Raw genomic sequence first — 22,115 nt, forward strand, 5'->3', positions numbered from 1 at the left:
GTGTCGCGGCGACGTCCTCGGAGTGTGCACGGCTATGGGACCTCGGCCCCCGAGTGTTTGCCGGGGACGGATACCGACGCCGATTCCTGCTTTGTGCGCCACCGATACCAGAACGGCGATCGTCCTCCGGGGGCACGACGCGCGATAGCCGCCCGGGACAAGGCTTTGATGATCGTAGCGCCGGCTTGTCCGGTGATCATCTCGATCTGGAGCGCGGACAGACCGCAGTCGGTGTACAGGGCATCGAGTGCCTCACGCGTGAGAACGACCGGGCTCGGAAAGCGTTCCCAGACGGGTCTTCCCGGCGGGACAAGGGGAATACCGAACCGGCGCAGCGTCTCGAGAACCGCTTCGTCTTCATACAGTGCCGAGATGAGTTCGACACCATCGGAGCTCTCGGCGTGGTTCCCACCGAAGCGAACCGCCACACCGGCGTCATGCGCCGTGCGCAGCGTGCTTTGATAGGGAGCCTGCAGCCGCTCGCTGATCTCGAGCAGCGACAAGGCACATTCGTCATGGAGATAGGCGAGCGCGGCGACGTCGATCTTGTGCCGGTCGGCTCGGTCCAGACCGCCGCGCGGGCGCGCCGCTATCCCGGCCTGGCGAAGCCGGGTACGGACGCGGCGTTCCGGTATTTCGAACAACGCGGCGATCTGCTTCGAGGACAACCGTTCCTGCTCGTACAGTCGTCGCAATACGGTGGAAAACCCGGGCGGTTCGGCCACCCGGCGAGCCGGGCGAGCACGTCCGGCACCTCTCGATGCGACGGAAACGCCTGCCTCCTCGAGTAGGCGAGTCGCGCGCCGGCGATCGATACCGAGATCCACGGCGATCTGTCGTATCGATTCCCCTCGGCATGTGTAAGCATGCACCACGGCGTCTTCCAGCGTGTCGATGCTGGCACAGACACAGGAAAAGCCGTCCACAATGGCCTGACTACCCACGAGACTACCCCTCCGGCAGCGGTCTTCCGGGTAGAAGCCATCAGGACGTCACGGTGTCCGGTTCACGGTGGGCCTCATCACCGTCGAGACTTCTTTCTTACTAGGCGGATCGAGGCGTCGCAAGTACTGTCGTAGAGTTCGTTCTCACGTCTACTCCGTTCGGTTTCGCACGAAACACGGGCATGGCAACGGATCGGGTGCTCGAAGAGCCGAATCCGTGGATCGGCCGGTACGAGACGGTCGGCTATTCCCCGCGGACCGGTATCGTTCCGGCGGGCAGTCCGTAGGGCATGCTCTGTTCGCCGCGTTCGATCGCGAGTAGCCGGTTGTACTTGGCGACCCGCTCACCGCGGGCGGGCGCCCCGGCCTTGATCTGGCCGCAACCGATACCCACGGCGAGATCGGCGATGAAGTCGTCCGGGGTCTCGCCCGAGCGATGCGAGACCATCTGTCCCAGCCCGCCGGCTTGCGCTCGTTCGATGGCCTGGCGAATCTCGGTGACGGTGCCTGCCTGGTTGGGCTTGATCAGCACGGCGGTGCAGAGCTCTTCGCGGACGGCCCTGTCGATCAGCTCCGCATTGGTGACCAACAGATCGTCACCGACGATCTGCGTTCGTTCTCCGAGTTCCTCGGTGAGCAGCCGCCAGCCGTCGAGATCGTCCTCGGCCATCCCATCCTCGATGCTCCATACCGGATAGTCGCGGACGATCTCCACATACCGCGCGGCCAGTTCGGCGGCACTGTGCGAATGTCCGGCCAATCGGTAGGTTCCGTCCGGATCCCGGAACTGAGACGCCGCCGGGTCGATGGCGATGGCGAGCCCGTCGAGTCCCTCCGCGTAACCCGCATCCTGAATAGCGCGTTGCAGCAATTCGATCGCCTGTTCCGGAGTGCGAAGGTCCGGCGCGAAACCACCTTCATCACCGAGGCCGGTCGCATACTTCTGCTCGGCCAGCAGCGCCCGCAAACGGTGGTACACCTCTGCTCCCGCGCGAACGCCCTCGGTCAGCGAAGGAGCACCGATCGCGGCGATCATGAACTCCTGGAATTCCAAACTCGTCCTGGCGTGCGCGCCACCGTTGAGGATGTTCATATGTGGCACGGGTAGGCGCGGTTGCCCGCGTCGGGACCGGAGGCTCGCCCACAGCGGACGTTCACCGATCTCGGCCATCAGACGCGCCACCGCGAGCGAAACTCCGATCAGGGCGTTACCACCGAGCCGGTCCCGGGTCCGCGTTCCATCGGCCTCGATCATCGCCTGGTCGATGGCCTCCTGACCTTCCCAGGTGCGGGACCGGAGAAGGTCGGCGATTTCCCCGTTGACCGAGGCGACCGCTTTCGTGACTCCGGCGCCGGAATACCGGTTCGGGTCGCCGTCACGGAGGTCATGTGCCTCCTTGCTTCCCGTGGACGCCCCGACCGGCACGCTCGCCGAGGTACGGAGTCCGTCCCCGCGCATCACGGTCACCGATAATGTCGGCATGCCACGCGAATCGAGAATCTCTTCGGCGTGCACGGAGGAAAGATGCAGTCGGCTCACAATGATGTGTCTCCTTAGGTTTCGGGAACATGACCGCCGGTTCCGGACCTGAAATTTCCGGGAACGGCGGGGGCCGGTCATCTCCGTACTGGCACTGTGTTTCACCTCTAGTTCAGCGCGACGACGACAGCGAGCACGGCAACGAAAGCGATGAGCATATAGCTGACATAGGCGTCGAGCCTGCCGTTCTGCAGCCGTTTCACGATATGGATCAGTCCCAGGAACGGCTTGAGCAGCGGCCGGTAAAGCAATTTCTCGACAAGCTCGGCCACGTCACTGGTGTAACCCAGGTGCGCGGTCTCGATGTCATGGTCCTGGTCGGTCTGCTGCCCGCCGGTCTCGGCCTCGAGGACGTGCAGCTCCGAGCGGGTGAGCAGGACATTGGCGAGAACTTTGCGGGTGGGATTGGCGAATCCGAAAGGAGTGTATTGGTTCTCGCCTGCCACACCGCTGGTGGCCGAACGCCAGGCCGGGACCGATCGTATTCGCCATACCCGGTGACGGCCGAACGCGATGGCGATAGCCAGGACGCACAGCGCCAGCACGGGAATCGCGATGATCAGCCAGGACGGGGAGAGTATCGAGAAATCCGGGTAGACCGGCTGTACTATCCACGGCGACTTCGATACACCTTCCAGGACATGCCGCGGCACGATCTCGCTCAGCCCGGTGGTCACGACGGTGAGTTCGAGCGGAGTGACCGCCGCGATGGCGAGGCAAGCGAATGCCAATACGAGAAGTCCGATACGGGCGACACCGCCGGCATCGAGTTGCCGGTGCACCTCGTGCCAGCCGCGCGGCCCGAGAACGGTGAGGCCGACGATCCGGACGAACGCGACGGCGGCGAATCCCACGGTGAGGGCCACGAGCGCACCGCTGATCGCGAGTGGGAGCGCGAAATACAGGTGGCCGACCCGGAACTGCTGCATCAGGGCCTCGAGCAGAAACCATTCGGAGACGAAGCCCACGGTCAGCGGCAGCCCGGCCAGCGTGACGGCACCGACCGCAAGGCCGGCGCCGCTGGTGCGCAAGCGGTGCCCGACACCACGCAGTTGTTCCAGTTCAACGGTCCCGGTGGCGGCTTCGATCGTCGCGGTACTGCAGAACAGCAGCGACTTCGCGATCGCGTGGGCGATCATCTGCAGGGTGGCGGCCACCAGGCCGATGCCGATCAGCTGTGGTTTCGCCAGGGCGGCACCGACCAGCGCCACCGCGAAACCGACGGTGATGAGCCCACCGTTCTCGACACTGGAGTAGGCGACGACTTCGGTGAGCCTGGTCTGCACCGTGGTGTGGACGATGCCCAGCACCGCCGTGCACGAGGCGAGCAGCAGCAGTACCACGACGAGCCACACCGGTGGCCGCCCGAGCACCTCCAAGGTGCGCCACATGCCATAGAAACCCACGTTCACCGCGACTCCGGCCAGCAGTGCACGCAACGGTCCGGGGGCGGCCGCGTACCCTCGTGGCATCCAGACATGGAACGGGATCACTCCGACCTTGACCGCGAATCCGGCCAGCAGCAGCGCATACGCGGCGTCCCGGACACCACCGCCGGAGACGTGGGTGAAGCTGCTGATCGTGAAACTTCCACTGCGGCTGGAGAGCAGCAGAAAGCCCAGCAGCAGAAAGGCTCCGCTGATCTTGCCGAGAATGACGGTCACGTTCGCGGCGTTCGGGCGCCCCGCGCGCCCGCGGTCGTGCGCGACGATCAGGTAGAAGGACAACGTCAACGCCTCCCAGGCGAACAGGAAGCAGAACACGTTGTCGGCGGACAGAATCGTCGCGATCGCCGCCAGGGCGATACTCTGCGCGCTCGCGAGCCCGCGGGCTCTTACCTGACCCGGACGGCGTGCCCAGTGCACGGTCACCACGCTCACCAGAGTCGCGACACCGAACACCAATACCAGGAACAGCCCGGAAAGCCGCCCCACGACCAGTCGACTGTCGCCGAACCCGAAGAAAGCATCAAGATGCAGGGTGACGCCGTGCCCGGCCATGGCCTCGGCACCGGCAAGGGTGAACAGGACGCTCGCCACCGCGGCCAGCAGGTACGGTGCCGGCCGCAGGCTCGGGCGCGAGACACCGAACACGACGTCGACCACGAGCGCGAGCCCACAGCAGGCGTATCCGGCGATGAAGACGGCGTTCATCGTGCTCGCCCCGATTCCTCCGGCAGGCGTCCCATTGCCAGCAGTAGCGCGAACAACAGGCTGAACGGCGAGGGTGGCGCGCCGGGGACCCAGATATCCACATCCGCCAGTTCGCCGACCCCGGCCGATACCGCGTACGAGGGAGCGAGGAGTCCACCGCTGATCGCATCGACCCCGGCGGCGATCACGACCGCCGGGCGTGGCGTCGCTTCCAGACTACGGCGCACCGGCTCCGCCATACCGTGCGCGCCCGCCCCGGTCAGCAGCAACACGTCGGCGTGCCTGGGGCTGGGGGTGAAGAAGATTCCGAGCCGGTGCACGTCGTAGACGGGATTCAACAGCGCGAGGATCTCCCATTCCTCGGTTCCGTCCGATCCCGCGTCGACATGGCGGACATGGATGGACCGGCGAAAGGCCCGGGTACGCTCGGCGAGTGCCGTGCGCACACGATCGAGCTGGTCATCGTCTTCCTCCAGCGGTGGAACGGACAATCCGGAACGCCGGAGGGTCGCCGTTTCACTGCCCGGCCGCCATTCGAACACATCCGGCCGTTCGCGAACACACAGTCCACAGAGGACACATCGTCCGGCATCCACTCGTACCGGCCCGGTACTGATCGCCCCGGTCGGGCACAGGCGGCCGAGATCCCCGTCCTCCGAAGGCGGATCCTCCCTCGGCACCACCCTGGCAGGGAAAGAGTTCGCATAGTGGTCCGGCCGCCGCGGGTACCGTGTCGTGACGATTCCCTCGCGCAGACCGCGGAAGACCCATGGCATCTACAACACCGCCCCGGCGATCGAGAGCCCGAAGCTCGCTTCGATGAACGGGAAGTCCGTCAGGACATCCCCGCGAAAGGTCGATGCGAAAACGGCCAGATTGTGAAAGGACGCCGAGCGCGGTGCACACCGTTCGATGCGCCCGTCATCGTTGACCGCGACCACATAGAGCACCTCGCCCTGCGGTGCTTCGGCCCAGCCGACCGCCCGCCCGGCAGGCACCCGCAGCGGCACGCGCAGACTGTCGCCACCAGCCAGTTCCAGCAATTCCGTCGCCTGTCGGATCAGCGCGACCGAGTCGTTGACCTCCTCCCAGCGCACCTGGAGCCGAGCCATCGCATCGTCTCCGCCCCGCCGGTCCCCGACCACCGGCTCCAGCCGTGGGTAGGCATCGTAGGGCCGCACCCAGCGCGCATCGTCATAGACTCCCGACGCCCGCCCGACCGGGCCGAGCGCACCGTGCACCCGCGCCTGTTCATGCGACAGCGATCCCGTACCGCGTAAGCGGTCCAGGAACGACGGAGTGTCCATCAGCGCGTCCGCGTCCCCCCGGATGCCCTCGGCCAGCGCATCCAGCCGCGCACGCAGATGTGCCGGGGGCATCCGGGGTACAGCCGTCACACCACCGGGCAGCACGACGCCACGGCCGAACCGGCTGCCGCACATTGCGCCGATCAGTCGCAGACAGCGCTCCTTGTGCAGGCCGAACCGGGCGACCGCCACCGCAAGGCCGGCGGCGTCCGCGAGTTTCATCGCCACGTCCAGGTGGTTGGCGATCCGTTCCAGCTCCGCATGAACGACCCGGACCAGCGCGGCCGCCGGGGGCACGGTCACGCCCGCGAGCCGTTCCACCGCATGGGCGTAGGCCAGCGCATGGGCTACCGAAGCGACGCCCTCGACGCGTTCGGCGAGCAGCATTCCGTGGTGTACCGACAAGTCCTGGAATCGGTTCTGCACACCCCGGTGCTTCGCATAGGGCCGAACGTTCAGGTGTGGGATGTCCTCACCCGGGGTCTCGATCACATACTCCACCGACTCGAACACCCCGGAACGGACCGGTCCGTGCGGGATGGTGAAGACGCCGGTACCGAGCACTCGCTGCGGGATGGCGCGTTCATCCGGGACCACCCGGTCCGGCGAGCTCGACGCGCCAGGACAGGGCAGCGGGTCGTACTGCTCGTCATGCGGCAGGATCAGCGGATCGAGGCGCGGATGGTTCTCCGCGACGACACCGAACAGGTCGTGCAGGGCGCGCTCGTACCAGAACGCTGGTTTGATCTCGCGGCTCATCGTCGGGTAGCGCACCGCACCGGGCGCCAGTTCGGCGTCGAGCAATTCGACATCCTCGGAAGTGGCCAGCATCCCGGTGATGGTGACTCCTTTGGTCGGCGCTCCGCTGCCGAACAGCCCGGCGAACCGGTCACCGGAGGCCAGCCGCTCGGTCATCGCCTCGAGCAATGCCGCCGCACCGTCGACCCCGTTCATGACGCGCCTCCGAGTTCGAGTGCGCCCTGGTGCAACAGCGCGGCCAGTGCCTCCGGCGGGTGGATGCCGAGCAGCAGCAGCACGAGGATCCCGGCCACCATCGGCGCCACCATCCATCCGCTCGGTTCGCCGCGCAGCAGAGCCTGCCCACCGCCGGGCGTGTACACCATGCGAGTGGTCGCGATCGAAAGACCGAAGAACGCCAGGGTGACCAGTCCGACCAAGACCACGGCGGGAAGGTGCGTGCCGGAACCGAGCCCCCCGGCCACGATCTGGAACTCGCTGCGGAAGATGCCGAATGGGGGAAACGCGGACAACGCCAGGATGCCGAACAGGAAAAGCGGCGCGGTCCACGGAAGCACGTCCAGTCCCGACCTGATGGCGGCGATGTCCTTGGTTCCGTACTTGCGCACCAGAACCCCCGCACCGAAAAAGGCGTTGCCCTTCGCCGCGGCGTGCGCGATGACGTGCAGCAGAACACCGGCCATCGCGATGGGGGCGCCGAAACTCACCCCGATGGCCAGTATCCCCATGTGCTCGACGCTCGAATAGGCCAGCAGGCGTTTGACATTACGTTGCTCGATCAGATAAAGCGCGGCCAGCAGCAGCGAGAGCACACCGAAGACCAGCATGACCGTGCCGGAGAACCGCGGCCCGAGCGTGCCGACGGCGACCTGGTAGTAGCGCAGGATCGCGTAGAAACTGACCGCGAGCAGGGAACCGGAGAGCAGCGCGGACACCGGCGTCGGCGCCTCCGAGTGGGCGTCCGGCAGCCAGGTGTGTACCGGGAACAGACCCACCTTGGTGCCGAATCCGACGATCGACAACACGAATGCCAATTGCACGGCCGTGTGCGGCAAGGCATGGCCCGCTTTCAGCAGGGGACCGAAAGCAAGGTCGAAGGACTGCCCCAGCGTGGTGCTCCCCGCGTAGTACATCACGATCGTCGCCAGCAGTCCGAGCCCGAGCCCGGCCGAGGCCAGCAGCACGTATTTCCACGAGGCCTCCGCGGCCGAATCCGTCCGATCCGCGGCCACCAGCAAGGCGGAGACCACGGTGGTGATCTCCACCGCCACCCACAGCAGGGCGAGTCCGTCGACGAGGGGCGCGCACATCATCGACCACGCGAACAGGTTCAGTCCCAGATAAAAGCGACGGCTATAGCCCGATGGGTCGGTGTTCTCCGGATCGCTGCGCAGGTAACCGATCGCGTAGATCGAGGCGGCCGCGTACAGAAAAGTCGTGCCGAGCAGGAACACCACCGAAACAGCGTCGGCGCGGAGGAAACCGAATTGCAGCGCACCGTGCGACACGTGCGGCATCAACACGATCGCCAGTCCGAACGAGCCCGCTCCGAGCAACGCCGTCACGGTCTCGGTTGCCCGCTGGTGTCCCAGCAGCGCGACCGCCGCACCCAGCAGGGGCACGGTCGTCAGCAGTACGAGTACCACGTTCATCGATCAGCCCCGTAGTTTCGTCAGATGCTCAGTGGACAGTGACCGGGCACGTCGGTGGTGCACCCGCATCAGCACACCGAAGACCACCACCGCTACCAGCAGATCGAACAGGAACGCCACCTCCAGGATCAATGGCAGCCCGGCCGCGACCACCAAGCTGGCCAGGGAGACCCCGTTCTCCAGGGAGAAGAAGCCCACCGCTTGGGAAACCACGTCACGGCGCACGATCATCAACACGAACGACACCGCGATCACCGCCACCGCCAATCCCAGCGCGGTGGTCGGCAACGCAGGACTGGCGATATGGAACCGGCTGGTCGCGAAAAAGGCCAGGACCGCGACCACCACGGCGACGAGAACCTCGCTGGCCACGCCGAGCACACCACTGCCGGCGATCTCGGTCCGTGTCTGGCGCAGCTGCCGCATCACGACCCAGGGGACGACGACGACCTTCAGCGCCAGCGAGAGAGCCGCGAGCACGTACAACTCGGGTACGTCCCGCCCCCAGGCCACGACCGCGGCAAGTACGGAGACGAGCAGAGACTGGGCCGCGTACAACCGCATCTGTGCCCGCAGCAGCGCGGCGCGCAACATCGCGAACTCGCTGAGCAGCACGAGCACGGCGAGAACATTCGCGACACCCGCGTAGGTCCCGGGCGGAGTAACCGTCGGTGCCATTCATCCGCCTCCGAAATACAAGGTGCACACCGCCAGCACGGCAAGCAGGAACGCGGCCGCCACGAATTCGGTGATCTTGAACAGCCGAAGTTTGGCGAACGTATTGTCGATCACCGCCACGACGCCACCGAGCACACATGATTTCCCGAGCAGCGCGAGAATGGCGAGTGCCACGGCCAGCAGCGACCGGTCACCGGCCAGTCCCCACGGAGCCACGAAGACGTTGATGAACAGAATGTAGAGAATCAACTGCTTCATCGTCGAACCCCACCGCAGCAGGGCGAGGAACGGCCCCGAGTGTTCGAACACACGGACTTCTTCGAGCATACCGAATTCGTTGGTCCCGGAATGCGTTTCGACCGGTATACGGCCGGTCTCGTAGAGAATGACCAGCAACAGTCCGGCCGCGGCGAGCAGGTGTGCCGGGCGCACGATCTGTTCGGACGAGGCACGTACCGTGGCGGCCAGAGCGTACGGCTTGTCCGTTCCGGTCACCAGCGCCACCGTGAAGAACACGAACAGCATCACCGGTTCGGTGATGGCGCCGAAGGTCTTCACCCGGCTCGCGCCGAGCTGCGCATACGGCGCGCCGGTCTCGGTCGCCGCCACCGCCACCAGAAAGCTCGCCAGCCCCAGGATCATGCCACCGCCGAGAATGTCCCCCATGTCACCGAGTGGCAGATCGAAACTGGTCAGCACCGGAATCAGCATCGGCACGGTCAGATAGCAAGCCATGGCACCGACCGGAGCGGCGAGAAACACCCAGCTCGTGCCGTGTGGGACCAGGGTTTCCTTGGCGAACAGCTTCCGCAGGTCGTAGTAGGGCTGCAGTATCCGGGGCCCGCGCCGACCCTGCAGGCGCGCCTCGACACGGGCGATCACACCACTGATCCCGGGCGCCGCGCACAGCACGGTCAGCATCTGCAGGGCCTGGATCAGCGGCTCGGGGACCATGGCGCCTTTTCACCTACCGCCACGGTGTCGAGCCCTGGGGCGAAGACCCCGCGCGGCGGTCGCGCACACCCGCGTCAAACGGCGCGAGTATCCCTGGGAATTCGGGAGTACTCCCATGCACGCCTCCTCTACCGTCAAGCTGGTGAGTGCGCGCACCCACCAGTGTGGTAGAGGCCATCAGCGGGAGAATTCCCGCGGTTGCGGCGAGCCCCATCGCCGTCCGGCGAACCGGCGTTCGATTCCCCCTCAGTGTCGACCATGACCCGCTGTTCGCGCAAGGCGACACCACGGCCGGGGATGATCTCGTCCTCGTTCGAAGAGGTCACCGAGGCGATCGGACGCACCCTAGAAGGGCGGGTCGCCGAGGACCGTACCGCCACGGTGGTCACCGTTACCGTCGAAGGCGGTCAGGGCAGGCACCGATTCGGTGGTGACCAATCCCTGTTCGCCGGTGAGCTCGTCGATGATGTCGAAGGACGCGGCGATGTTGTCCGGGCGATCGATCACGATCGTCACCACGGGAACATGCCTGGCCAACTGGAACACCCGGTCGCCGTGCGGTCGATGGTCACCGTGGAAACCCCACAGACCACGCAACACCGTGGCACCACGCGCGGTCGAAGATCGGCGCAGCCGCTGCACCAGGGCCCGATGGATCGGTTGGTGGTCATGCAAGGCGGCCTCGGAGGTGAACACCATCAGCTTCTGCCACAACCGCAGCCCCTGCTCATCGAACTCCGGGAGCTGGCGTGGCCGCTCGACCACGACACCGTCACGTTTGCACACCCGGACCCGCTCCAAGGTCATCAGCGGATGCCGCAGGAACCCACCCAGCTCCGGCAACACCCGGGCGATGCGCTCGCCACTGCCCACCGCCATGATCATCACCGGCACATCGGTGTTACGGCTGAAAAACCGCGCACGCTCGCGCTCTCCATGCCTCGTACCGTCCACGCCGAGCAGGACCGTCGCACCATCGATCCCGCGCCGGTACAACAGATCACAGATCGCGTGGTAAGCGGACTCCCGATAGACACGATCCTGGCGGCCGACATAGATCGTCAACTTCGTCGCTTCATGCAACTGCTCGGGCAACGCCACCTGACCGATCTCTCCCTGCAGCAGGCGCGCGCGTTCGAGCGTGAGCAAACCGCCCCGGTTCAGATCCAGCACCTCGGGGACCAGAGCCTCGATGTGTTCACGGTCGTCCACGGCTATCGCGGAGACCGGCAGATCCTCGGAGAGGGTGAGCAGCTCGTCGGTACGCAGATGATGCTTGAGCCCGAAACCGGCGATCCCGCGCAACAGGATACTCGTGGCGACCTCCCGACGACCGTACACATCCATCAGCGCATCCGCGAACAGCCGTTCTCCGGTGCGCGTACGCTCACCGAAATAGCTGGTCAGTTTTACACAATCCGCGTTCACAACCTCACCCCGATCCATTGCCCCAGTGCCGCCGCGCCCACGCCGAAAACAAGACTCAGCAACACGTTCGACACCGCGGCAGCGACCCGCCGCTCCTCACCCACGCGATGGGTCTCCAACATCCACGTGGAGAAAGTCGTATAGGACCCGACCGCGGCCGTGCCCGCGAGCAGCGCCGCATCACCGTTGAACGCCAGGCCACCCACCAGTCCCAACAGCACGGCACCGGTGCAGTTCACCACAAAGGTTCCCAGGGGAAACCTGCCGCCGAACCGCGCGGATACCGCCCCGTCGACGAGAAAACGCAATACCGAGCCCGCACCGCCGATGAGCGCCACCGCTATCCACACGAGCACCGTCATGACCGGATCCGCACCCGTCGCACGAGCGCCGTGGCCGCGTACACGGCGAGAAATCCGCCGCACACGCTCGCCGCCGCGTATCCGAGCGCCAGCCCGTAGACGTGATGTTCGAGCATTTTGAGCAATTCGACCTGCATCGTGGAGAACGTCGTCAAACCGCCGCACAGCCCGGTTCCGAGCATCGGGCGGCGATAGCTGGTCATCGGCAGACGTTCCTGAAGCCGTGTCGTGAAATACCCGAGCAGCGCGGCGCCGACGAGGTTGACACCGAACGTCACCCACGGCCAGCTGGTCGGATCCTGGACGAACAATTCACTGAGCACCGCTCGGACGAGGGTGCCCAGCGCGCCACCGGCGAAGATCGCCCCCAGTTCCCGGCGGTCACGGGGCTGCATGCGTCCCGTGCCCCGGCGAGGGCGCCGACCGGCGGCCCGGTTGACGGTCGGGTCCACAACGAATCCCTGTCATCCTTCCATCGCGGCTTTTCCGGATACTCTACGGAACTCGGGGCCCACACGCGATCATGGCGACCGTCCCGCGGAATCGAATATCATGCGATACAGATCCTGACCATGACTCGTGGGCCTGGGCGCACCGGCCACCAGCCGGAAAGAGCGGTTTCCGTCCGCGTCTCGGTCTGCCCGAAGAAAGGTCACGGCTCCCGTCCCCCGCCGGGCAAGAGCAGCGGACAGCGCGTACATGTGCGTCACGCAGAACACCCGAACCCCGGCAGCACACAGCGCTTCGAGCACCTCGAGTGCGATCTCGGAGCCTTCGCTTTCGTTCGTGGCGGCAAAGGATTCGTTGAACAGCACCATGCTTGCCGCGGTAGCGGACTCGGTGATGTTCCGCAGTCTTCGCAATTCCTCGTCGAACTTCCCGCTTTCCATCTCATCGTCCTCCTCTCGCCGGTAGTGCGTGAAGATCCGGTCGCACACACTCGACGAAAGACTCTCGGCGGTGACGAACAGGCCGGCCTGGGCCATCAGCTGCGCGATTCCGCAGCTACGCAGGAAGGTGGATTTCCCTCCCTGGTTGGCGCCGGTCACGATCACCAGCGGCCTGCCGCTCGATTCCACGTCATTGCCGACGACCCCGGACCCGGACCGCAGCAGTAGTACGACATCCCGCAGGTCTCGCGCGGCGAACGCCAGTTCCGCTCGTTGCCGCGGAACGGGGAACGAAAGCGGTGCCCCCGCGTCTGTCAGTGCGGTGTGCAGATTCAGGCATCCGAGGTAGAAAGCCAGGTCGGTGCGCAACGCGACCAGGAAATCGTGGACATGATCGGCCGACTCGGCCAGGGCATGCACCGCGTTTTCGATACCGCGCGCCCGGAGCTCGCTCAAGGCACGAGCACCCGATTCGTCGCGCTCGTCTATCTTGAACGTGTAACCGGTGGCCGACCCACCGGTGACTCGTTCCCACCAGCCCGGCTTCTGCTTCTCCGGCATGTGCAGTCGATACGCGCGGCCCTGATTCTCGTCCCCAAGGGCCGCGCTGAGTTGTACGCCGGAGCGTAATTCCATCCGGCGCAGATGCTTTCGCATCGTATCGAGGTATTCATCGCTCAACTCCTGCGTGAACAGATCGAACAGCTCACCGAATCCGTCCGACTCGAAATCGTGTCGTGCCCGCTCGGCCAGTGAGCGCAGGTTCGTCAGGCCCTCGAGGAAGATTCCGAGCACTTCCACCGAGCGTGACCGCATCGATTCTATGTGTTTCGTGAACAACCCGCGCCATACCTGTTTTTCCCGATTCAGGCAGTCCACGGCGCCGTGGTAGAGTTCGCGAACGGTAGACTGGTTTTGCAGACAATCCCGCAGTACTGCCTGACGATAGCGGATTTGATCGACGGTTCTCAGCGAATCCGGCAGTAATTGCCGAACGACACCGCGGATGAATTCGTCACCGGACGCCATGGCGTCGAAGAGGTCATCGAGTCCGAGGTCGTCCACGAGCTCTTGATCGAGTTCGCCGTCACGCCGCCGAGCCGGTGACGCGCCCTGGTGATTCAGCAGACACGACTTCATCGCAGGACCCGTTCCTTGATCCGATCATAGGTGAGTCCGTACTTCTCGGCGATCGCTTCGGCATACGAATGTCCGTCCGCCGGCCGGCGGACGAGCTGGTAGGTTCGGATGGCCGGATCTTCCGGATCCACGACGCTGACCATGCTCACCGTGGCCTTCCCCAGTCTCGACAGCTCGTCGATGAATGTGACGCAGACGCACAGGCAGCCCAGTTCGATCATCCGCAGAAGGATTTCGGTTCCCATTTCGGAAGCGTCGGCCATGCTCGTGGAGGTGAACAGCTCGTTGAGGATCACGATCGACCGGTCGGTTGCCGTGTCCAGTATCGAACGCATCCGCAGCAGGTCGTCCTGAAGTTTGCCGCGCAGATCGCCGAGATTCTCGCCGTGCTCGAAGTGGGTGAACAGCTGGTCGAACAGGTACACCCGCGCTTCGCTTCCCGGAACGAGCAGGCCGAGCGCGGCCAGGTAGTGCACCTGGGCGAAGGTCCGCGCCATGGTCGTCTTACCGCCCTGATTCGGTCCGGTGATAACCAGTATCCGCTCCCGATCGTGAAGCCGGAGATCGTTGCAGACGACGGTCTTGTTCGCTTGGGTCAGCTTGTGCGCCAGGGCGATGTCGAAGGTCTGCCCGGCTTCGACCTCCTTGCCGGACGTGCTCACGACCGGGAAGCAGAATCGCAGCCCGGCTTGCCGAAGGGGATCGATGAACTCCAGGTAGGCCAGGTAGAAATGCACCTCACGGTCGAATGAGGATATCGTTTCGTCGACGAAATCGGCGAATTCGCTGTTGAACCTTTCCAACAGTGCGAACGGCTCTGGGTACAGCTTCGCGACCAGTTCGAGTACCGCCATCTCGACATGGTTCAGCTCGAGGCCGTCGCTGCGCCGCGTACGGCGCTCAGCTGCTTTTTCCTGCGCGAATTTCTGGAATGTCCGGCGGATCTCGGCACCGTAGTCGGGTTCATCTCCGTATCCGCTGACCCGAACCCGGCTGCCCTTGATATGCACGCAGTAGCGTATGGCCGCGAGCGCCTGATCCACCTCACCCGCGCGTTGTTCCAGCGATACGAAGGCTTTCGAGGCACGGTATCTCGTCAGGAAGTCCACCAGCGAACGAAGACCGCTCGAGGTGACTCGCATCGACTCCACCGCAGCACCGAATTGCCGGACACCCTGGCAATACCGTTGTGCCGCACGGAGAAAACACGCCTGTTGCTGGTAGCGACAGTGCATATCCCGTGCCCGCCCGAGACATCCGCGAACCGAGCGCATGGCGGCGACGAAGTTCCATACCTGATCGGAGGGTTCGGGCACCGTATCCAGTTCGTGCAGCACCGCCTGCCGATAGCCGACCACGGCGGGGTCCTGTTCGGGATGGCGGAAGAAGGGGGCCAGCCGATGCTCGGCGTAGCCGGCGGTCAGCTCCTCGACGACCTGGTCGAGATTCAGGTCCGCGAAATACGCCGGGTCCTCGTCCGGCAACGGAGGCACAGCACCGGCATCCGGATACAGGATACTGAAAGCGCAACCGGTCGAACTGTCCTCGGCAGCAGGCTGCAGCGGGTTGGCGCGCACCGGCACTCCTTCCACCTCGTGTCAGGGACCGTCAGCGGCACGCACCGCAGCTTGTGGCGAGCCCCATCGCCCGTGACATTCATTATCCGCCACCAACGGCGGGACCGCCACCCCAGAAACCGGCCGGACCACAGCAATATCTCGTCGGGCCGGGGAGCCCCGGAAGCGGAGTATCCTCAGTGCACGAGGCAACGTCACCGCTGGTCCGTTACCCACGGCGCCCTGCCGCGGACCGCGGGAAACGACAGGGATGGACAGTGAACGATCGCTCCGACGACCGCTACCGCGGAGCCATGTTCTGGTTACCGGACACCGGCTTCGGTAACGGCGTCCCCGCGAGCCATTGGGCCGAGCTGGCCGACCTTCCCGAAGGCGAACTCGCCCCTGTCCTGTTCGCTCTCTTCGAGGCCGACATCGGTGCTTACGCGGCACGTCGGCACCCACCGCTGCGTCTCCCGGACGCGCATTCCCCGTATCGACTCTGGGTCGATTCGCTGTACTACCGCAGTGCCGAGGAGGTCCTGATGACCGAGCTCGCCCGGCTGCACGGCGTACGCCCGCCGACCATCGAGGACTGACCGCGGACAGCCGTTTCCCGGCCGACCGGTGCTCGGACCGATCTCGGCGCCTTGGCGTGTCATCCGGAAAGCTCCCGGCACTCCAGCACGATACCTGGGTGTTCATGCGATCGCGCCGGGCTGTTTCCTGGACAGTCCGCCGATCAGCCCGGAGCAACCGGTTCCTTCGGGCTCGACCCTACCGGCCAGACAGGAAGGAAACGTTTTCCGAATGTGGCGGCGGTGATATCACTGGCGGCGTGATACCAGGCGAGAACGGCAAACGCCAAGGTGACCCAGCCTCCGGCGACAGCCGCCCACTGTTGCGCGGACGACTCGGCCCAGGCCAGCAGGGCCAGACCGATGACGATCAATGCCAGGATCACGGCCAGCACGATATCGGTTCGCAGTGCGGCGAGAAAAAGGTAGAAACTCACGACCGCGAACACCGCGAGGAACAGTCCCAGGGCCGAATCCACGCTGGTTTTCGGTATATCGCTGGCGAAAAGGCTGTTCAACGCCGCATAGATGACCCAGAACGGGCCATAGGTGCCAAATACACAGGCCCCGAACAGGTTTCCCCGGAATATCTCCAGCACCGCCACGACAATCTGTATGAATCCGCCGAAGAAGAAAGCAAAAGGCACTGCCAGGGCCACACCTGCTTTGTCCATCAGCCCGGCGTTGTACATTCCCAGGACAAATGACGTGGTCGCGAACGCGGTGACCGCCCAAGCTCCCGGATCCGCCAGCCGCGAGGGAGCCGGGCGGTGATCGGCCGGTCGTTGTTCATGCTCCCCCATGATCGGCCTCCGCCCGGCCCGGCCCGCTTACCTGCCGGGCACACCCGTCGGCTTCGTCCACTTCGGACGACCGCACTTCGGGAAACAGCGAGGGACCTGCGCAGCGATTCGCTCTTCCGGCCGCGAACAACCAGACCGGCCAATCGACATCGCCGGATCCGTCCGGAGGCCTCCGGCACACCCGGGGACGCAGGCGGACGAGGCCGTGATCGTCTCGTTGGAGAGCACCGTTTTCGTGCATGAAGCTCCTACTCACGCCACGTATTCCTTCCTACGAGCGCACAGTAGAAGCCATCAGAGCAGGGATACCCGGTTGAAGGTGGGCCTCATCACCTGTAGATCAGTGTGACCGCACCGAGGGTGTCGTGCAAGTCCGCTCGGTGATGATCACTCCCATGCGTGAAGCCGGACGAGCGGACCAGAGGTATCGAGTGCACCACGGCGCGGCACCGAGGGCGTCACCACTCCGGATCGCGGCACTGTCCGATTTGGCCGGTGAGGTGCGGCGCGCGGCAACCCCCGCGCGATCGACGGCTGAAAACGGCCGACCCGTTGGCGTCCTGCCGATCCAGCGCGCATCCCGTCGAACTCGGATTCGCCGAACACCGGAAACGGCTGTGGCCTCAGGCTTGCGAAGGCACAACCGGTGGCGAGAACCGGTAGGTGTCCGCGTGGTGAGCATCGAGGGCGGTGGCACAGGTCTGGCAGACGAGTTTCCGGACGGTCGTGAATGCTTCCGCTGCGGTGGTGAACCCGCTGGCGTGGGTGAGGGTATCCACGCCGATGCGGGCGCACGAACGGCACACCGCCACACCGCAGGTGGTGCAGATACCGACAGCAGGCCGGGTTCGGTCCTGACTGGCGCAGTCGAAACATTCCATGTCGAATATGTCCATTCCTTGTCGAGGATGATCATCGGGTGTGTGCCTGCCACTGGGCGCACCTATCCCCCGCGACCTCGGCGGATGAACCCGGTTCCACACACCGACTGCTGATCGGCGTGATGGGGTTCGGCCGGATCGGCGATGCCCTGTTCGTGTCACATGCTTTCGGGGAACGCGACGCGAGCCATGCTGGCGCGTACCTGGCCTGAGAGCTCCTTTCCTGCGCGGCGTCTACCGACGCAGGAACCATCAGCCCGATCCCGGGGCGGTTCGGTCGCTGGTGACCTGGCGGGGCCCATCGCCATGATCAGTACATCGCACCCCCGATGTGGCGTCAACCGGTAACCGGCGCCGTCACCAGGGATGACGATGGCAGGGCCAGTTCACGCCAAGACGCGGGCAAGGTGACGTATCTTGACCGTGATCTACCGGCGGGAATGGTCGACTGCTCCTGATGTGCCCCGAAGGTTCGGCCGGCCCATCCGCCCCAGTGCCGCAGGCGGCCTGGGACGCGCCATTCGCTGTCGGCGATCGCTGTCGCCGTGCGTTGTTCGGGAAGGAAGTATCAATGATCGACCGGCGTTTCGACCCTCCGACGGTTCCGGTACCGGCGGTGGCCTCGCGACATTGGGGACGGCACCTGATTCTCGGCGCACTGCTCGTCGTGCTGGTGTTCGTGCTGGGGGTGATCATGAAGATCGATGCGGTCGGCAGGTGGTCGCTGCAGGTGGACCAGAACATCGCCGAACACGGGCGCGAGCCCGCACTGACAACGGCCGCCTCGGCGCTGACCGCGATCGCCACCCCCGAGATCGTCGGTATCGGTGCGATGGTCCTGATACCGCTCTTACTGCTGCTGTTCGGCAAGCGGATCGATGCGGCACGGGCGCTGTGCATACTCGGCGGTGCTCTGGCCCTGGCCGCGGTGGCCAAGTCCGCCATCGCCGAACACCGTCCGCCGCGGGCGTTGTGGGCCATCCCGGCGGACTCCGGTGCCTCGTACCCAAGCGGTCATACGACGGTCGCCGCCGCGATTGTCGTGGCCCTGTTGGTAACCGTGGCTCGTCCCCGCCCGTTGCGGCTCGTGCTGAGCTGTCTGGGAGTGCTCTACATCCTCGGAGTGGCCCTGAGCCGGATATATCTGGCCGATCACTATCCCCTCGACGTACTCGGCAGCATCCTCACCGCCCTCGCCGCAGGGTTCGTCGTGACCGGAATCGCCGCGCACCCCTGGATTCGCGCCCGGCTGATCCGGCTCGAGGGCACGCGCGAGAAGCCTCGGACACGGGGCGAAGCCCGACACCCCTGATTTCGCCCCGGCATTCCTCGCCAAAGGCAACGGACGCTGCATGACCGCGCGCCGAGTAGCGAACCGTACGGACCGGTGCCGGTCACGGCGTTCACGCTCACCGGCTCGGATGATCCGTCCCGCTCCGGGCTGTCCTGGTGCCTGCCGAACCGGCGGTTGTCAGCCCCTGGAGTGTTCAGGGCTATCGGGCGGACACGGCCTTTTCACCGGCGGGTGGACGGCCCGGGCGGCTGCCTCCCGTATTCGGTGAGCGCGGTGACATCCACCTCGCCCCAACCGTCCTCCGCCACCCGCTGGTATGCGGCTCGGGCTGCTTCGGTGAGCGGCATCGTCCCGGTACCGGTAGCCAGTTCCAATGCGAGGGAGAGGTCTTTGGCGGCCAGTGGGCTGGTGAACCAGCCCGAGTGCTCGGGATCGAACAGGCCGTCGCGACGGTTTTGCAACCCTGGGGGCATCTGTGCCGAATCCCGCAACATACTCGACAGAACCGTGTCATCGATACCGGCCGCGCGACCGATACGGACGGTTTCGGCCACCACCGCCAAGCCCGCGAGCAACATCTGGTTGTTCAGGAGCTTCATGACCACAGCGCGAACCGGATCTGCCCCGGCCTCGATCCGCTCGGTGAGGCACGTCCAGACGGGGGCCAGCGCCTGGCACGCCGATGCGGGGCCACCGGTGATGAATCTCGCCGCACCGGTGCGCACGGCCTGCGGAGCGCCGACGATCGGGGCGGCGACGAACCGGTCGCCATACGATGCGGCCAGCCGGGCGGTGGTCTCCGCGGAGACCGTGGCGGTGTTGACCACCACGGCATCCGTCCACGCGGTTCGCCCGTTCCCGTCAGGGAGCACGACATCCGCCACGCTGGCGTCATCGGCCAGACAGACGAGCACGGCCTCGACGCCCGCGCCGAGCCCGTCGGGCGAATCCAGCACGACGGCACCGCGTTCGGCCAGTTCCGCAGTTCGGCTGCGGGTGCGGTTCCACACCAGCAGCTCGTGGCCCTGGCCGAGCAGCCGCTCCGCCAGGGCGCGTCCCATGTTGCCGAGTCCCATGATCGCCAGCCGCATCAGCCGCTCGCCTTCCTGATCGGTTTCCGGAAAGCTCCGGTCCGGCATTGTCCGCCCCGTGCCCGACGATGCCGCGCGGTGGCTGCCCTACCCGGTGCCCTCTGCCCGGTGTCTCCGCCCGGAAGCTACTCCTTGGTGTCCTCGAGCGTGAAACCCACCTTCACCGTCACCTGGAAATGCGCGAGATCACCATCCTCGACATGCCCGCGAATCTCGGACACCTCGAACCAGCTCACCTCCCGCAGCGTCGAACTCGCCCTGCGCACCGCACCCCGGATCGCCTCGTCCAAGCTCGACTGCGAACTACCGACCAGTTCGGTCACACGATATACATTGTCAGCCATACGAACTCCTTCCCGCGCCGCTCTCTGCTGATCAACCGATTACCCGCAAGGCGAGCGTGATAAACCCGGGCAGCGATCACGTACTCTCGCACCAACCCGCTGTCCACTGAGGACTGAAAAGATTCCACCGGGCTCGAACCGGGCTCCCCTGAGCGGTGCCACGCGATACTCGCCGAAACCCCGCAGAACCTGCGCCGGTCCGGCGCAGCGGACTGGACACGCCACCGGCCTTCGTGGGGCTAGATGACGGTGAGCCACCCGGCGAGCGCGAGCAGGGTGATCAGCAGGACGGGAACGGTGAGCAGGATGCCGGTGCGGAAATAGCGGCCCCAGCCGATGTGCATGCCGTTGCGGTCGAGCACGTGCAGCCACAGCAGGGTGGCCAGGCTGCCGATGGGGGTGATCTTCGGGCCGAGGTCGGAACCAATGACGTTGGCATAGACCATCGCTTCGTGGGTGAGCCCGGTTGTCCCGGCGGCACCGATCGCCAGCGCGGCGATCAGTACCGTGGGCAGGTTGTTCATGATCGACGCGAGCCCCGCCACGACGACACCGGTGCCGAGGGCGGCGACCAGCACCCCGTGACCGGCGAAGAACCCGAACAATGTGGCCAGCTCACCGGTCAGGCCCTGGTTGCGCAGACCGTAGACGACCAGATACATGCCGATGGAGAACAGCACGATCTGCCAGGGAGCCTCCCGGATGACCTTGCCGACCGGGATGTGGCCCGGCCGGGTGGGAAGGCCGTCGGCCGGGTCGGCGGTGGGCTCGTCCGCACCGGTGGTGTGCGGGTCGCTGACCGAGCGCGGTGCCGTGGTCTCCGGGCTGCCCGCGCCCACGGCTACCGGAAGCGGCCTGCGGATCGTCTCGGGAAAGGCGAAGGCGGGTTTGCGGGCGGCGACGGCGATGAGGATGAGCGCACCGGCTCCGGCCACGGCCGAGAGGGGCACGCCGAGTGGATCTGCGCTGAAGTATCCGGCCAGCAACAGCGCGAGGACGATCCATCCGGCGCGGAAGGTCAGGCGGTCGCTGATGGCCTCCGCGGGCCGCCGCAGTGCGGTCACGTCGTAGCGGGCCGGGATGCGGCGGCGAAAGTACAACAGCAGCACACCAAGGCTTGCGGCCACCGAGACCATTCCGACCGGGACCATGACCGCGGCGAAACGGTCGAACTCGATGTGGAAGAAATCCGCGGAGACGATGTTGACCAGGTTGGACACGACCAGCGGCAGACTGCCGGTGTCGGCGATGAACCCGGTGGCCATGACGAATCCGAGCGCGGCCGCCGGGGGAAAGCGCAGGGCGAGCATGAGCTGCATGACGATCGGGGTCAGGATCAGCGCCGCCCCGTCGTTGGCGAACACCGCCGCGATCGCGGCCCCGAGTAGCACGACCAACACGAACAGGACCCGCCCGTGTCCGCGTCCCCAGCGAGCCACGTGCAACGCGGCCCACTCGAAGAAGCCGCACTCGTCGAGGATCAGCGAGATGACGACCACGGCGACGAAGGCCAGTGTCGCGTTCCAGACGAGACCCACCACGGTGGGCACATCGGAGAGGTGCACCACCGTGGTCGCCAGTGCCACGACCGCGCCGCCCAGCGCGCTCCAGCCGATCCCCAGCCCCTTGGGCCGCCAGATCACCAGGCTGAGCGTGGCGAAGAAGATCAGAATCGCTGCCACTGTCCTGGCGTCCTCGTCTCTTCCGTGGTCGGTCGGATCGGAGGCGGCGGCCTCCCGCACCGGGGCGCCTCCGACAGCG

General features: G+C 65.7%; 20 protein-coding genes and 4 riboswitches. Of the genes, 2 read left to right on the plus strand and 18 right to left on the minus strand.

Features of this window, described 5'->3' with window-relative positions; translation table 11 throughout:
• Positions 1 to 32: 32 nt before the first annotated feature.
• The 13 genes from A37U_RS52790 to A37U_RS0141325 form a co-directional block, all read right to left on the minus strand.
• Complete coding sequence (locus tag A37U_RS52790) at positions 33 to 926, minus strand: hypothetical protein (protein ID WP_169527033.1); 894 nt, start codon at positions 924 to 926, stop codon at positions 33 to 35.
• A gap of 42 nt (positions 927 to 968) precedes the next feature.
• Positions 969 to 1,035, minus strand: a riboswitch (Fluoride riboswitch).
• Between the two features lie 153 nt (positions 1,036 to 1,188).
• Positions 1,189 to 2,484, minus strand: coding sequence for a phosphopyruvate hydratase (eno, locus tag A37U_RS0141270; RefSeq protein WP_020502519.1), 1,296 nt, complete (start codon positions 2,482 to 2,484; stop codon positions 1,189 to 1,191).
• A gap of 107 nt (positions 2,485 to 2,591) precedes the next feature.
• Positions 2,592 to 4,637 carry a proton-conducting transporter transmembrane domain-containing protein gene (locus A37U_RS47915; RefSeq protein ID WP_020502520.1) on the minus strand — a complete coding sequence of 682 codons (2,046 nt, stop codon included), beginning with the start codon at positions 4,635 to 4,637 and terminating at the stop codon, positions 2,592 to 2,594.
• Positions 4,634 to 5,413 carry an NADH-quinone oxidoreductase subunit B family protein gene (locus tag A37U_RS0141280; protein ID WP_020502521.1) on the minus strand — a complete coding sequence of 260 codons (780 nt, stop codon included), beginning with the start codon at positions 5,411 to 5,413 and terminating at the stop codon, positions 4,634 to 4,636. Before A37U_RS0141280 ends, A37U_RS47915 begins: the two co-directional genes overlap by 4 nt.
• Positions 5,414 to 6,898 (minus strand): NADH-quinone oxidoreductase subunit D, encoded by a 1,485-nt coding sequence (locus tag A37U_RS0141285; protein WP_020502522.1) that lies wholly within the window; start codon positions 6,896 to 6,898, stop codon positions 5,414 to 5,416. It lies immediately after the preceding gene.
• On the minus strand, positions 6,895 to 8,355 hold the full coding sequence (locus tag A37U_RS0141290; protein ID WP_020502523.1) for a proton-conducting transporter transmembrane domain-containing protein: 1,461 nt from the start codon (positions 8,353 to 8,355) through the stop codon (positions 6,895 to 6,897). Before A37U_RS0141290 ends, A37U_RS0141285 begins: the two co-directional genes overlap by 4 nt.
• 3 nt (positions 8,356 to 8,358) lie before the next feature.
• Positions 8,359 to 9,033, minus strand: a complete 675-nt coding sequence (locus A37U_RS0141295; RefSeq protein WP_020502524.1) for a hypothetical protein — start codon at positions 9,031 to 9,033, stop codon at positions 8,359 to 8,361.
• Entirely contained in the window at positions 9,034 to 9,987 is a 954-nt protein-coding gene (locus tag A37U_RS0141300) for a respiratory chain complex I subunit 1 family protein (protein WP_020502525.1), read from the minus strand.
• A gap of 161 nt (positions 9,988 to 10,148) precedes the next feature.
• Positions 10,149 to 10,214, minus strand: a riboswitch (Fluoride riboswitch).
• A 118-nt stretch (positions 10,215 to 10,332) separates the two neighbouring features.
• Positions 10,333 to 11,415, minus strand: coding sequence for a DUF190 domain-containing protein (locus A37U_RS0141305; RefSeq protein ID WP_020502526.1), 1,083 nt, complete (start codon positions 11,413 to 11,415; stop codon positions 10,333 to 10,335).
• Positions 11,412 to 11,777, minus strand: coding sequence for a fluoride efflux transporter CrcB (crcB, locus tag A37U_RS0141310; RefSeq protein WP_020502527.1), 366 nt, complete (start codon positions 11,775 to 11,777; stop codon positions 11,412 to 11,414). The genes A37U_RS0141305 and crcB (A37U_RS0141310) overlap by 4 nt, the downstream gene beginning before the upstream one ends.
• Positions 11,774 to 12,172, minus strand: a complete 399-nt coding sequence (gene crcB / locus A37U_RS0141315) for a fluoride efflux transporter CrcB (protein WP_026198177.1) — start codon at positions 12,170 to 12,172, stop codon at positions 11,774 to 11,776. The genes crcB (A37U_RS0141310) and crcB (A37U_RS0141315) overlap by 4 nt, the downstream gene beginning before the upstream one ends.
• 126 nt (positions 12,173 to 12,298) lie before the next feature.
• The gene (locus A37U_RS0141320) at positions 12,299 to 13,483 is read right to left on the minus strand and encodes a MutS-related protein (RefSeq protein WP_157183366.1); all 1,185 of its coding nucleotides are present in this window, start codon (positions 13,481 to 13,483) and stop codon (positions 12,299 to 12,301) included.
• A gap of 320 nt (positions 13,484 to 13,803) precedes the next feature.
• A complete protein-coding gene (locus tag A37U_RS0141325; protein ID WP_157183367.1) occupies positions 13,804 to 15,384 on the minus strand; it encodes a MutS-related protein in 1,581 nt (526 codons plus the stop codon).
• A gap of 257 nt (positions 15,385 to 15,641) precedes the next feature.
• Here A37U_RS0141325 and A37U_RS47920 point away from each other — a divergent pair, with 257 nt between their 5' ends.
• The gene (locus A37U_RS47920) at positions 15,642 to 15,962 is read left to right on the plus strand and encodes a hypothetical protein (RefSeq protein ID WP_020502531.1); all 321 of its coding nucleotides are present in this window, start codon (positions 15,642 to 15,644) and stop codon (positions 15,960 to 15,962) included.
• A gap of 143 nt (positions 15,963 to 16,105) precedes the next feature.
• Here A37U_RS47920 and A37U_RS0141335 read toward each other — a convergent pair whose 3' ends face one another.
• Both A37U_RS0141335 and A37U_RS55285 read right to left on the minus strand, forming a co-directional pair.
• Positions 16,106 to 16,744, minus strand: coding sequence for an acetate uptake transporter (locus tag A37U_RS0141335; RefSeq protein ID WP_020502532.1), 639 nt, complete (start codon positions 16,742 to 16,744; stop codon positions 16,106 to 16,108).
• A 278-nt stretch (positions 16,745 to 17,022) separates the two neighbouring features.
• Positions 17,023 to 17,087: riboswitch (Fluoride riboswitch) on the minus strand.
• A 280-nt stretch (positions 17,088 to 17,367) separates the two neighbouring features.
• Entirely contained in the window at positions 17,368 to 17,640 is a 273-nt protein-coding gene (locus A37U_RS55285; protein WP_083934282.1) for a DUF2180 family protein, read from the minus strand.
• 221 nt (positions 17,641 to 17,861) lie between these two features.
• Positions 17,862 to 17,940, minus strand: a riboswitch (Fluoride riboswitch).
• A 256-nt stretch (positions 17,941 to 18,196) separates the two neighbouring features.
• On the opposite strand from A37U_RS55285, the gene A37U_RS49015 reads away from it, so the two are divergent.
• Entirely contained in the window at positions 18,197 to 18,937 is a 741-nt protein-coding gene (locus tag A37U_RS49015; protein WP_020502535.1) for a phosphatase PAP2 family protein, read from the plus strand.
• Positions 18,938 to 19,140: 203 nt separating this feature from the next.
• Here A37U_RS49015 and A37U_RS0141355 read toward each other — a convergent pair whose 3' ends face one another.
• The 3 genes from A37U_RS0141355 to A37U_RS0141365 form a co-directional block, all read right to left on the minus strand.
• Positions 19,141 to 20,058 (minus strand): NAD(P)-dependent oxidoreductase, encoded by a 918-nt coding sequence (locus tag A37U_RS0141355; RefSeq protein WP_020502536.1) that lies wholly within the window; start codon positions 20,056 to 20,058, stop codon positions 19,141 to 19,143.
• A gap of 77 nt (positions 20,059 to 20,135) precedes the next feature.
• Entirely contained in the window at positions 20,136 to 20,354 is a 219-nt protein-coding gene (locus tag A37U_RS0141360; protein ID WP_026198179.1) for a dodecin, read from the minus strand.
• 239 nt (positions 20,355 to 20,593) lie between these two features.
• Entirely contained in the window at positions 20,594 to 22,036 is a 1,443-nt protein-coding gene (locus A37U_RS0141365; RefSeq protein ID WP_026198180.1) for an arsenic transporter, read from the minus strand.
• Positions 22,037 to 22,115 lie beyond the last annotated feature (79 nt).

The sequence above is a fragment of the Sciscionella marina DSM 45152 genome (assembly GCF_000379465.1).
Taxonomy (GTDB): Bacteria; Actinomycetota; Actinomycetes; order Mycobacteriales; family Pseudonocardiaceae; genus Sciscionella; species Sciscionella marina.

Bases quoted from the DNA above. Each gene is read 5' to 3' on its own strand.
- A37U_RS0141295 (WP_020502524.1), bottom strand. From the start codon at position 9,033: ATGGCACCGACGGTTACTCCGCCCGGGACCTACGCGGGTGTCGCGAAT.
- A37U_RS0141360 (WP_026198179.1), bottom strand. From the start codon at position 20,354: ATGGCTGACAATGTATATCGTGTGACCGAACTGGTCGGTAGTTCGCAG.
- A37U_RS55285 (WP_083934282.1), bottom strand. From the start codon at position 17,640: ATGGACATATTCGACATGGAATGTTTCGACTGCGCCAGTCAGGACCGA.
- crcB (WP_026198177.1), bottom strand. From the start codon at position 12,172: ATGCAGCCCCGTGACCGCCGGGAACTGGGGGCGATCTTCGCCGGTGGC.
- A37U_RS0141285 (WP_020502522.1), bottom strand. From the start codon at position 6,898: ATGAACGGGGTCGACGGTGCGGCGGCATTGCTCGAGGCGATGACCGAG.
- crcB (WP_020502527.1), bottom strand. From the start codon at position 11,777: ATGACGGTGCTCGTGTGGATAGCGGTGGCGCTCATCGGCGGTGCGGGC.
- A37U_RS0141320 (WP_157183366.1), bottom strand. From the start codon at position 13,483: ATGCGGTCACGCTCGGTGGAAGTGCTCGGAATCTTCCTCGAGGGCCTG.
- A37U_RS47915 (WP_020502520.1), bottom strand. From the start codon at position 4,637: ATGAACGCCGTCTTCATCGCCGGATACGCCTGCTGTGGGCTCGCGCTC.
- A37U_RS0141335 (WP_020502532.1), bottom strand. From the start codon at position 16,744: ATGGGGGAGCATGAACAACGACCGGCCGATCACCGCCCGGCTCCCTCG.
- A37U_RS49015 (WP_020502535.1), top strand. From the start codon at position 18,197: ATGATCGACCGGCGTTTCGACCCTCCGACGGTTCCGGTACCGGCGGTG.
- A37U_RS0141300 (WP_020502525.1), bottom strand. From the start codon at position 9,987: ATGGTCCCCGAGCCGCTGATCCAGGCCCTGCAGATGCTGACCGTGCTG.
- A37U_RS0141280 (WP_020502521.1), bottom strand. From the start codon at position 5,413: ATGCCATGGGTCTTCCGCGGTCTGCGCGAGGGAATCGTCACGACACGG.
- A37U_RS0141290 (WP_020502523.1), bottom strand. From the start codon at position 8,355: ATGAACGTGGTACTCGTACTGCTGACGACCGTGCCCCTGCTGGGTGCG.
- A37U_RS0141355 (WP_020502536.1), bottom strand. From the start codon at position 20,058: ATGCCGGACCGGAGCTTTCCGGAAACCGATCAGGAAGGCGAGCGGCTG.